At 45.3% G+C, this 11,627-nt stretch carries 8 protein-coding genes and 5 pseudogenes; 4 read left to right on the top strand and 9 right to left on the bottom strand.

Annotated elements, in window-relative coordinates:
* Positions 1–70: 70 nt before the first annotated feature.
* The 4 genes from NSQ39_RS12220 to NSQ39_RS12235 all read right to left on the bottom strand — a co-directional run bounded on the left by NSQ39_RS12220 (position 71) and on the right by NSQ39_RS12235 (position 2,372).
* Complete coding sequence (locus NSQ39_RS12220; protein WP_164918162.1) at positions 71–232, bottom strand: hypothetical protein; 162 nt, start codon at positions 230–232, stop codon at positions 71–73.
* Between the two features lie 82 nt (positions 233–314).
* On the bottom strand, positions 315–1,046 hold the full coding sequence (locus tag NSQ39_RS12225) for an SGNH/GDSL hydrolase family protein (RefSeq protein WP_335497996.1): 732 nt from the start codon (positions 1,044–1,046) through the stop codon (positions 315–317).
* A 126-nt stretch (positions 1,047–1,172) separates the two neighbouring features.
* Positions 1,173–1,940 (bottom strand): GNAT family N-acetyltransferase, encoded by a 768-nt coding sequence (locus NSQ39_RS12230; protein WP_175076592.1) that lies wholly within the window; start codon positions 1,938–1,940, stop codon positions 1,173–1,175.
* A 63-nt stretch (positions 1,941–2,003) separates the two neighbouring features.
* Positions 2,004–2,372: a DUF2294 domain-containing protein gene (locus NSQ39_RS12235; protein WP_175076591.1), complete on the bottom strand. Its 369-nt coding sequence runs from the start codon at positions 2,370–2,372 to the stop codon at positions 2,004–2,006.
* A 307-nt stretch (positions 2,373–2,679) separates the two neighbouring features.
* Between NSQ39_RS12235 and fdhF the strand changes: the two genes are divergently transcribed.
* Both fdhF and NSQ39_RS12245 read left to right on the top strand, forming a co-directional pair.
* Positions 2,680–5,622 carry a formate dehydrogenase subunit alpha gene (fdhF, locus tag NSQ39_RS12240; RefSeq protein ID WP_335497993.1) on the top strand — a complete coding sequence of 981 codons (2,943 nt, stop codon included), beginning with the start codon at positions 2,680–2,682 and terminating at the stop codon, positions 5,620–5,622.
* Positions 5,623–5,641: 19 nt separating this feature from the next.
* On the top strand, positions 5,642–6,121 hold the full coding sequence (locus NSQ39_RS12245) for a DUF1641 domain-containing protein (RefSeq protein WP_175076589.1): 480 nt from the start codon (positions 5,642–5,644) through the stop codon (positions 6,119–6,121).
* Between the two features lie 36 nt (positions 6,122–6,157).
* Here NSQ39_RS12245 and NSQ39_RS12250 read toward each other — a convergent pair whose 3' ends face one another.
* Complete coding sequence (locus tag NSQ39_RS12250) at positions 6,158–6,316, bottom strand: hypothetical protein (RefSeq protein WP_164918163.1); 159 nt, start codon at positions 6,314–6,316, stop codon at positions 6,158–6,160.
* A 276-nt stretch (positions 6,317–6,592) separates the two neighbouring features.
* Between NSQ39_RS12250 and sigK the strand changes: the two genes are divergently transcribed.
* Positions 6,593–7,318, top strand: a complete 726-nt coding sequence (gene sigK / locus NSQ39_RS12255) for an RNA polymerase sporulation sigma factor SigK (RefSeq protein ID WP_048355457.1) — start codon at positions 6,593–6,595, stop codon at positions 7,316–7,318.
* A 76-nt stretch (positions 7,319–7,394) separates the two neighbouring features.
* Here sigK and NSQ39_RS23100 read toward each other — a convergent pair.
* The 3 pseudogenes from NSQ39_RS23100 to phoB form a co-directional block, all read right to left on the bottom strand.
* A pseudogene (locus NSQ39_RS23100) lies at positions 7,395–7,514 on the bottom strand (oxidoreductase); the annotation flags it as partial.
* 114 nt (positions 7,515–7,628) lie between these two features.
* Positions 7,629–8,335 (bottom strand): annotated as a pseudogene (locus NSQ39_RS12260) (hypothetical protein).
* A 68-nt stretch (positions 8,336–8,403) separates the two neighbouring features.
* Positions 8,404–9,789: pseudogene (phoB, locus tag NSQ39_RS12265) on the bottom strand (alkaline phosphatase PhoB).
* 253 nt (positions 9,790–10,042) lie between these two features.
* On the opposite strand from phoB, the pseudogene NSQ39_RS12270 reads away from it, so the two are divergent.
* A pseudogene (locus NSQ39_RS12270) lies at positions 10,043–10,238 on the top strand (YetF domain-containing protein).
* Between the two features lie 54 nt (positions 10,239–10,292).
* On the opposite strand, the pseudogene NSQ39_RS12275 reads toward NSQ39_RS12270, so the two are convergent.
* A pseudogene (locus tag NSQ39_RS12275) lies at positions 10,293–11,086 on the bottom strand (DUF421 domain-containing protein).
* Positions 11,087–11,627: the final 541 nt, after the last annotated feature.

Consider the following 11,627-nt stretch of genomic DNA (forward strand, 5'->3'; position numbering starts at 1 on the left):
TTGCTATTATATCACTTGAATAATATGCTTACTACTGTTTTAACGAAAAAACACCTCTTTAAAAGAGGTGCTACTTGAAGAAGCCGTAAGGACTCAGCCAATAAAAACCGCCGATCACCAAAAGAACCACCAAAAGAACGACTACAAAAGCATAGCCGTATGCGGCACCGGTATATCCGGCGTAGCCCGGAAAAGGAAACGGACCGGCCGGAAACGGGAATCCAGTGGTCATAGGATGTCATCCCTCCCTTAGGACAGTTACAGTAACAGCCTATGTACTAAAAAAGAGAAATGGCTAGGCCTTTGACCGTATATCAGGAAGTTTTTATGACCCGGCTTTTGTCAATGCCTTCAAAAATAATTCTCGCGCCTTTTGGGGTTAAGTGATTTCCCGATGGGTCGATGAACCCCGATTTAATCAAGTTCTCATCAGTGGCTCCGCCCGCCTTGTTCACGATGTTTTTCCAATTGTCAATCAATGGTACATGCAGCTTTCGGGCCGTTTCTCTTGTCACATCATTATAGGAATCATGCCACTTTCTCGCGCCTCCGTATTGATCAAACGAAGCAGCACGATACCTCGCATAATAAAATATGTTGTTTCCGCTGCCTTCAACGAGCGGTAGGCACGTCATTAAAACCGGTTCTATGCCGCTCTGCCTGCTTTTTTTGACAAAATAATAGAGATTTTCTTTAAATCTTTTTTTGGAAACGCGCGGAACTCCCTTACCGAGTATTGCCGCATCATTCGTTCCAAACATAATCAAAAGGTATGACGGCCGCTTGTCGAGTACGTCGCGCTGAAATCGGAGCCTTGCATTTTCCGTTGTTTCTCCGCCGATACCCGCATTTTCTATGTCATATTTTCCGCGCACTGACGTTTGGAGTAAATTGACCCATTTTTCCGCTTTTGGATAATCACGAAACTGCCAATTTGAACCGCGTGTATTGCTGTCTCCAAATGCGACGATTTTTTTGGTGTGCTTTTCCCTGCATCCTGACAGAAGGAGCAAAAAAGCGAGGGCGATCACAAAGCACTTTTTCATCGTTTCCACCTCCAAAAGCCCAATAATACGATCATAAAGGAGAGGCTCTGCAGTTTCAATGGAAAAACTCTCTATTCACCTGCTGCTTTTAACCTGTCCTCTCCGCTTAAAAACATTCGCACGGGCTTACCGGTTTTGGACATACAATGAATAATTTTTCAGCGGCCGAAAACCCAGTTTCTCTGCAAGACGGATCGATGCCGTGTTTTGTTGATCGCAGTCCCAGCGGGGCTTCATCCTGTGTTCTTTACAGTAAGAAATAAACGCCCGGGCGCAAAGGGCTGCATATCCCCGCCCCCTAAAATCCGGATCGGTGGCGATGTCAATCTCGGCAAAGCGGTCGGAACGAAAAATAGAAACGCACTCGCTAACCGTCCGATTGCCGCAGACCGCTTTGAAACCGAAGCCTTTCTTTAAAAAATTGTCTGCTCCTCCCCAATATTCATCAGCATACTGTTCATTGAAAAGGACGCTCTCGTTCAGATCTTCTTCAGAAAACATAACGCATGCCGCGCCGGCGTCTTTCACGGAATGTCCAGGTTCTTTCACAAAGGAAAATACGATCCGCTTCATCTGTTTAATCGTATTATCCAGACCGTCTGTCAAAAATGCGTCCCATTCCGCCGAATCTGAAAATACGGTAAAACGCCTGCCGTTCCTTTGTTCTTTCAGGTAATAATGCCATTCGTCCCGCTTACTTTCAGGCGGGCTGCCGGCAAGATGATAAATTCCCGAAGGTGTTTGAAAAACCGCGCTGCGCGGGGAAACGGAATGATCAGCATACATTTTCCCGTCTATTATTCCGTCTGCGATTGCGTGGGCAAATGTCGGGCTGCTTTCATTCAGCAGCGGTTTTGCCGCCTGCCTCATATCCTCTGCCTTTAGCTGTATCATCTTTTTTCCTCCCTTATGCAACATTTTTGCGCGAATTTCCATCCCCGTAATCCACCGTTCCTTTTATCCGTTGGCCGCCCCGTCGCCTTCATCGATGTTCCGGTCAAAAATAAACACGGAAACGGCGATGTCCTCCTTGATCTTGATGTCTGAAAACAGATGCTCCAGTTTTGCGCCGATCAGCTCTTCCAAGCCTTCCGGCGTCCGGTTTGAATAATGATCCTGAATCAGGCTCGTCCTTGCTGCATGCACCATTTCTTTGCCTTCAGGCGTACTTGCGATAAATTGCTCGCTTGCGGTCAAATTGCCGTAAAGCGTCGAAACCGCCATATTGTCGACGAATACAGTATGAATCCGTTCAGGCCCCTTTCCAAACAGCTCTTTCCTCAGCTTTCGGATGATATCATTAAACTGATGGATTTTTTTAGACATTGTCAGACCCCTTCCCCTTTAAACCATACAAAATATCGTGATGTTACCTTAGACATTTAACTTGGTTAAAATTTTCCTGCTCTATTGAATTATAATAAATATCATTTTATAATAAAAGTTATGTTGATGGATTTATAATAGGAGACGTGTTATAAATCTATCTGTTTCTTACATATTGGGATTGGTCTGTTAGTAAGGATTGCTAGTAAACTACTCCGCCATGTATGTTTATGCCGCTTGCCAGGACGGGAACCGGTATATGTGTACATGGCTTTTTTGATTTCTTGACAACGATGGAGGGACAAAAATGATGGATGGAAAGCCGATCAGAATCATAATAGACGGCACAGAATACGAAGGACAGGAAGGTGCCACGGTTTTAGACATTTTGAATGAACACGGGATCGAGCATCCGCAAATTTGCCACGTACCAGAGGTAGATCCCATTCAAACTTGTGACACTTGCCTCATCGAAGCGGACGGAAAATTGAAGCGGGCCTGTTCGCTCAAAGCGGAAAACGGTATGTCAGTCAGCCTTTCGACTGAGCGGGTGAAAAAAGCGCAGAAGGAAGCGATGGATCGTATCCTCGCAAACCATCTGCTTTACTGTACGGTTTGCGATAATAATAACGGCAACTGCAAGCTGCATAATACGGCGGAAATGATGGGCATCGAAGAGCAGACATACCCTTATGCGCCGAAGGAGGATCCGGCGACTGCCGTCGATATGTCGCATCCTTTTTACCGCTATGATCCGAATCAGTGCATCGCGTGCGGACAGTGTGTGGAAGTGTGCCAAAATCTCCAGGTCAATGAAACGCTGTCCATCGATTGGGAGCGGGAACGCCCGCGGGTCATTTGGGATGAAGGCGTTTCGATCAACGATTCTTCATGTGTGAGCTGCGGTCAATGCGTCACCGTTTGCCCGTGCAATGCGCTGATGGAAAAATCGATGCTCGGAGAAGCCGGATTTATGACAGGTATCAAACAGGATGTCATGGAGCCGATGATCGACCTCGTAAAAAACGTAGAGCCGGGTTACAGCAGCATTTTCGCCATTTCCGAAGTAGAAGCGGCGATGCGGGAAACACGGACTAAAAAGACAAAAACCGTCTGTACGTTTTGCGGTGTCGGCTGCTCTTTTGAGGTTTGGACGAAAGGCCGGAAAATATTGAAGGTCCAGCCGGTCTCAGACGCTCCCGTCAATGCTATTTCCACCTGCGTAAAAGGCAAATTCGGCTGGGATTTCGTCAATTCCAAAGAGCGGCTTACAAAACCTTTAATCCGCAAAAACGGTGCATTCGTCGAATCCACCTGGGAGGAAGCGCTTGATCTCGTTGCCAGCCGCTTAGGCTCTCTCCGCCGGCAATACGGGAAAGGGGCTGTCGGCTTTATTTCTTCTTCCAAAATTACGAACGAAGAAAACTACCTGATGCAAAAGCTGGCGCGGCAAGTCTTTGAAACGAATAACGTTGACAACTGCTCCCGCTACTGCCAATCGCCGGCAACGGACGGTCTCTTCCGCACGGTCGGAATGGGCGGTGATGCAGGTACGATCAAAGATATCGCAAAAGCCGGCCTCGTCATCATCGTCGGCGCAAACCCGGCCGAAGGCCACCCGGTACTCGCAACCCGCATCAAGCGGGCCCATAAGCTTCACGGTCAAAAGCTGATCGTCGCCGACCTTCGCAAAAACGAAATGGCCGAACGTTCAGACCTGTTCATCAGACCGCGCCAGGGAACGGATCAAGTATGGCTGATGGCCGTTACAAAATATATGATCGACCAGGGTTGGCATGATCAGGCGTTCATTGAAGAAAACGTGAATTTCTTCGAGGATTATAAAAAATCCCTTGAAACATATACCCTTGAATATGCAGAAAGCATCACAGGCATTCAACAACAGACGCTGATCGAAATTGCAGAAATGATCCGGGACGCTGACGGCACCTGCATCTTGTGGGGAATGGGCGTGACCCAAAATACCGGAGGCTCTGATACGTCGGCGGCGATTTCGAATCTCTTGCTTGCGACCGGAAACTACCGCCGGCCCGGTGCCGGTGCCTATCCGCTGCGCGGGCACAACAATGTTCAGGGCGCCTGTGACATGGGGACGCTGCCGGGCTGGCTTCCGGGATACCAGCATATTTCCGATGACAAAGCACGAAACAAATTCGAAGAGGCTTACGGCGTAACAATTGACAGTACGCCTGGCCTTGATAATATCGAAATGCTTCATTCGATCGAAAAAGGCGACATGAAAGCAATGTATATCGTCGGCGAAGATATGGCCCTTGTCGATTCTAACGCCAACCGCGTCCACGACATTTTGTCAGGGCTCGATTTTCTCGTCGTTCAAGATATATTCCTTTCGAAAACGGCTCAGTACGCCGATGTTGTATTGCCTGCGGCGCCTTCCCTTGAAAAAGAAGGAACTTTTACAAATACGGAGCGCCGCGTTCAAAGGCTGTATCAGGCGCTCCCTGCACTCGGGGACTCAAAGCCCGACTGGCAGATCATCCAGGCCATCGCAAACCGTCTCGGGGCAGACTGGAATTACAACCATCCGGGAGACATCTTCTCAGAAATGGCAAGCCTCTCCCCCCTATTCGGCAAAGCGGGGTACGAAGCGCTTGAAGGCTGGAACAGTTTTCTCTGGGGCAGCTTAACCGGAGAAAGCACGCCGCTCCTTTATGTAGACGGCTTTAACTTTCCTGACAAAAAAGCGCGCTTTGCGCTGGCCGATTGGACAGAACCGGCCGAATTCCCTGAGGAGTACGACCTTCATATCAACAACGGGCGGATGCTTGAGCATTTCCACGAAGGAAACCTGACTAATAAATCGGCAGGAATTCAAGCGAAAGTGCCGGATGTCTTTGTTGAGATTTCGCCAGAGCTGGCAAAAGAACGGGGAATCTGTGACGGATCTCTCGTAAGGCTCGTATCCCCCTACGGCGCTGTGAAATTGACCGCTCTCATTACCGACCGTGTGCGGGCGAATGAACTGTACCTGCCGATGAACTCGACAAATAAAGAATCGGCGATTAACTTTTTAACCGGCCCGGCAGTCGATGCTCGCACAAACACGCCTGCCTATAAGCAGACGAAAGTGCGGATGGAAGTCCTCGGAGGCTGCGCGGCGCCGCCGCTCCCGAAAACGAACCCGCGCAACAAAAAACGCAACCCGCAGAACGGGGTCGAAGTAGAGCGCAAATGGAAGCGTCCGGGATACGTCCATCTGACAGACTAATGCAAGGAGGAAATCATATATGGCCACTCCTATTACCGCAATTCAAAAGGAGCGCAAAACAGAAGAGCAAATCAAGCTTGAAAAACTGGAAGAGTTAAAATCGCTAGTGGCGGAAAACGAAGACGCCCTCTCGAAAACGATGAAACTCATCGGCGAGCTGAACGGACTCGGCGTCTTTGACGCCGCAGACAGCATGCTGCAGGCAAAAGAAGACATCGCTAAAATCGCGCTCGGCCAGCTGTCCCGCGAACCGGTTGTAAACTTGATCAACACCGCAATGGCGGCCGGCGGAGCCCTGTCAAAAGCCGATCCCGAATTGACGGGAAAGCTTATCGAAAGCCTGGTAGCAGGTATAGAACAAGGACAACACTTTTTAAAGGAAGATCAAAAAGTCAGCATCTTTGCCCTGCTGAAAGCCATCAACGACCCTGACATCAACCGCGCCGTCGGCTTCGGCCTCCAGTTTTTAAAAGGAATGGGCAAAGCGCTCAAGGAATAAACGAAAAAACCGGCTCACAGCATGAGCCGGTTCATTTTATTTTCCGAGTGCTTCTTTAAAAATATGAAAAACCGTCGTGACAAGAACAATGATCATGAAACCGGTCGCAATTGGAGTCGGATGCGTTTCCTGGATTCCTATGGCGATGACGCTCAACACGATCAGTGAAAGAATGAACAGACGTTTGTTTTTCATATGCTGCGCCAGACTGCTGTTCTAACGTTTACCCCTTTTAAGTCCGGCACTCTCACCCCCTGCTTTTATTATCGCGTCCATGTTAACTTTTGTAAATGGACCAAATACTGGAAGTGCTCTCATAATATGAAGTTTCCCCCATAATCTCTTCGGGCGGCGTGATCGGCAAGACGCCGGAGAACTTCGTAATTTTATCGTACAGACACAGACATCCCTGCTCCCACATACATTTACATATAGGCTTCTGCCTACATACATTTTGTGGAGGTGCCGATAATGACAGGTGTTTTTGCAGCGCTCGGGTATGTCATCAAGGAACTTGTGTTTTTAGTATCATATGTGAAAAACAATGCCTTTCCACAACCGCTCTCAAGCAATGAAGAAAAAAAATACTTGGAATTAATGGCCCAGGGAGACGAACACGCAAGAAACATGCTGATTGAGCACAACCTTCGCCTGGTCGCCCACATCGTCAAAAAATTCGAAAACACAGGCGAGGATTCGGAAGATTTGATTTCCATAGGAACCATCGGGCTGATTAAAGCGATCGAGAGCTACTCTGCGGGCAAAGGAACAAAGCTCGCCACATATGCGGCGCGCTGTATAGAAAACGAAATCCTCATGCATCTTCGCGCCCTGAAGAAAACGAAAAAAGACGTCTCCCTCCATGACCCGATCGGACAGGACAAAGAAGGGAACGAAATCAGCCTCATCGATGTCCTCAAATCGGAAAACGAAGACGTCATCGACACCATCCAGCTCAACATGGAGCTTGAAAAAGTGAAAAAATACATCGACATCCTTGACGGCAGAGAAAAAGAAGTCATCGTCGGCCGCTTCGGCCTTGATTTGAAGAAAGAGAAGACGCAGCGCGAAATCGCGAAGGAGCTTGGGATTTCGCGGAGCTATGTGTCGCGGATTGAAAAGCGCGCGCTGATGAAGATGTTTCATGAGTTTTATCGGGCGGAGAAGGAGAAAAGGAAAAAAGCAAAGGGGAAGTAAAATCAATGAAGAGGCTCGGGATTATAAACCTGGCCTCTTTTTATGGCTAATCTTTGGCCTGAAAAATACCAGCTGTCTTCCTTACATCTTCTGCTAAACGCTCTTCTTCTCTCCGTATAGCCAAAATAACTCCAGCTCCTTCCCGGGCGGCAAAATAAGCAATCCGTTCACCAAGCCCTCCCGGAAGCCCCTTAATCGAGGCAAATTTATAATACGACCTATTTTGTCAACGGTCCTGAGTAAGTTTACTCAGCCGGTTTCCCACCCAGCCTCCAAAAAAACCTCCCGTTACATACACGGGAGGCCATCATTAAAACTCAATTTTAATTTTTTGAGAACCACTGATTTTCTTGTGGTTTTTATCAAAAACGTCGCTCGTGGTGATCTCGATCCACTTAATATCCTTTGTTTTCTTGCTGTCTTCTGCTTCCTTGTTATGCGCATGTCCGCTTGCTGCGTTAACGATAAAACCTAGGTTTCCGGCTTTTGCAGCGCCGCCTTCTATTTCTCCATTTAACTCCTCAAGGTAAATATCCTTTTCCAATCAAAAGTTTCACCTGTGTTTGTTTTCAGTAATGCAATTGGTGCATAATTCACTTTCTCAGAAGACTTGTTTTTGATTTCAACGAAAACTTTAACGACATCAAACTCTTTATCATGTGTCAACACGTGAAAATAATCAATCATGTTGTAATCCGGACGTAAGTAAATCAGCTTCATGTCTCTTACGGTTAATTCAATTGATGATCCTATGTCATATGTTTTGTTGACGTTTTTTATATCTTTTAAAACGGCTTCACCTTTGTCGTCAGCAAATGTTTGATTGACCTTTTGCAATGACCTGTCATCTGTAACTTGTGGATTAAGCTGGTACTCATTTATTTTACTGTCTGCTTGAGCTGAAACGTTCTGCGTTTTGGCTTCTGCTGTTTGGCCGCCTGTATTGTTATTGCTGGCGTTTGATGAGCAGCCGGCAAGCATCATGATTGAGAATAAGATGCAAAGAGCCTTTCTCATCTTAATTGCCTCCATTCAAAATAGAGATCCCGTTACTTCATACAAGCAACGGGACACCTTGTATTCTCTTACTTATCGTTAATCTTAATTTTGTATTGTAAAGCGTCGAAAACATTTTTAGCGATTTCAGTATTATCGATTTGTCCGGCAAATGTCTCGCTTGACGGTCCGTATGCAAATACAGGAACATCTTCACCTGTATGTCCGTCCGTTGTCCAACCGGTGTGAGAGCGTTTGTTGAAAATGTCTTCAATCGCATTGTCGATATCAAGCACTTTCTTCGATTTGGCTGCTTCTTCAACTGATTGAATTTCTGCTGTCGTTAAAGCTAACTTCTTTTGATTAATATATGTTTTTAATGTTTTTTCAACATCCGCACCGCCGGCGATTTTTTCTGCCATATAGTCAGGAGTGCGCTTTGCTGCTTTAATCGGTTCACTGAACTAGTTATAGATGCCGTCTGCACCGATAGAGTATCCGCCGGTTGAGTGGTCAGCCGTTGCGACAACCAATGTATGCTTGTCTTTTTTGGCAAACTTAATAGCTGCCTTATAGGCTTGTTCGAAGTCATCCATTTCACTCATCGCGCCGACAATATCATTGTCATGTCCGGCCCAGTCAATCTGGCTTCCTTCAACCATAAGGAAGAATCCGTCTTTATCTTTGCTTAATTTTTTAATGGCTGTGTTTGTCATATCTTTTAATGAAGGAATATCCTTCGTGCGGTCAATCTTTTTAGGCAGGCCGCCGTCAGCGAATAGGCCGAGAACTTGGCTGTCTTTATTTTTCAGCATGTCCTTGCGGTTATCCACAAAGCTGTATCCCGCTTTTTTGAATTCCTTGATCAAATTGCGATCCTTGCGGTCAAAATTACTTTTTCCTCCGCCTAGAAGGACATCAATTTTGTGCTTACCGTTTACCATTTCATCAAAATAATCATCGGCAATCGAGTTCATATTTTTCCGGCTGTGGTCATATGAACCGAAAGAGGCCGGAGTGGCGTGTGTAATTTCTGAAGTGGCCACAAGTCCTGTTGATTTTCCTTTTTCTTTTGCCGCTTCAAGTACGGTTTTGGCCTCTGAACCGTCGTTATCCACTGCAATCGCATTATTGTATGTTTTAATTCCCGTAGACATGGCTGTTGCCGCAGCTGCAGAATCCGTCACATTTTGCTCAGGGTCATCGGGGTAAGTCGTTTGCTGGCCGACAAGATATTGATCAAAAGCCGTAGGCTCCACAGCCTTTGTCTTTTTATTATCCTTTAAGTAGCGATAACCGGACGTATAAGATACACCCATACCATCACCAATCAGAACGATGACATTTTTAATTTCGTTTTGATTCCCCTTTTTCTTTTCTTGGGCGCTGGCTTGCATACTGCCGCTGGCTAAGCTGCTGAACGCAATAGATGATAAAACCGCGATAGGCAGTAATTTCTTCGGGAATTTTTTCAACTGGATAACCTCCTAAAAATATATGAATCTCAATAACATGCTCATTATATTTTTAAAGTGTTAAGCTAGTATTAATCGATTTTAAAGATTGATTTACAAGATGAGAAGTGCGGATGGTGGTTTGCGAATCTGACCTTTAAACTCCCCCTGAGCAAAACCAGTCTATTCTTTATGACTTTAACGCAGAAAAAATGGATAACATCTAGGTGCTAATGAATATGCAATATTGGAGGCGAACGGGGAAATCAGCATTTTGCCTAAGAAAGAACTGGTTCCAGCCACACGTAAGGATTTGCATATTAAAACCGAATACAGTGGACTACCGATTGCCGTCGTCATCGAAGGAAAGGTAATTACTGGACAAGGACGAAAAGTGGTTAAAAAACGAACTAAAGGCAAAAGGATATCATCGAATTCAAGATATATTTTTACGCTTCTATCAGAGATAATGACCGTTCAATGACCGTCATCACAAAAAATATTGAGGATCAAATCTAACTTATTTATTCATGTAAAATAGGCTCAAGTTTTTGCAGCATATCTTTTAGTTTATTGGCATTTTTGGCATACATATCCTATGCCGATTTTGAGTCAGTGGCGAGAGCAAACAATTCCAGATCAGCCTGGCATTTTTTAATCTTAGCCAACAATAGAGGTTTTTCCTGAGGAGCCGGAACTTTTATTTTGTCGTCATACAGATTCACGGTTAATTGTCCGTCTGAGTCTACTTGTCCGAGAAACACGTTTTCTTTTGCGACGCCTAATTTATCAAGCTCCTCGTGCAGCCAGCGGCGATTTAAACCGGCTATCGACAGCGGTTCGTCTAAAATTTCTCCGTCCATGATCACGACCTGCGGCTCTTTCTCTGACTGGTAAGGCATTTGCAAATCCTTGATTGTAACCGGCCTGTGCTCTTTTTTGAGCAGCACATTCAAATCACCGCTTTGTTCCAGGATAGCAAATTGAACCTCAGAAACATTAAATACATTCTTTTTTCGCAAAAGCTCCAACAGCTCATCGACCGAGTATTTTTCTTTTTTTAAATTATCTTCCATGATTTTTCCGTCTTTAATAAAAACCGTTCCCGTTCCTTCAAGAAAATCGCGCATTTTTTTAATGAGATCAATTCTACAAAGAAAGGAACTGCCGCAAAAATAAAAATAGCAAGTATTCCGTTAAATATGCTTCTCTCAAGTCCCATGACAACCTCAGATGTAATGCCCCCGATAGTGATTCCCGCGATATATTCAAAAAATGAAAGTTCTGCCAGCTGTCTTTTTCCCAGCATTTTCTTCATGACAAACAGAACAATCACACTTTCAGACTTTCAAGCAATTTCATTTAAAGCTGACAACAACAAATACTCGAAGTCTTACACATTCAAAATGAAAGAAAATACTATGAGAAAAATCAGATTAGAATTTGAAATTCCCCATAATCATAGCGAGGTAAGCCTATTGATTATTCCTGAAGCTGAGTTCCAATTAGAAACTAAGAATCTAAGAGGGGAGTTCGGGATATTAGAGAGCTGTTTTAAAACCTCACATGAAGAGAAAGCTTGAGGCACTATGAGAGTAAGCGTAAAGCCATCGTTAAAGAAGGTAAGACGCAAAAGAAGCGTACTGTATGCCTGGACTCCATTTACGATGAGGTTCAGGCATATGTATCTACTTTAGATGTTAACGGATTATGAGCAAAGCCAACGATAGATATATTGCTTGAAATACCAGAAGACTGTAATTTGACTTTTTTAGTGAGTGTGTTAGAGAAAAGTGGGTATACCTTTGAAAAGCAGCTAGGAAAAGCTAGCAACACATTTCGTTTATATATACCCCTTT

This window comes from Bacillus sp. FSL W8-0848 (genome assembly GCF_038007805.1).
Taxonomy (GTDB): Bacteria; Bacillota; Bacilli; order Bacillales; family Bacillaceae; genus Bacillus; species Bacillus glycinifermentans.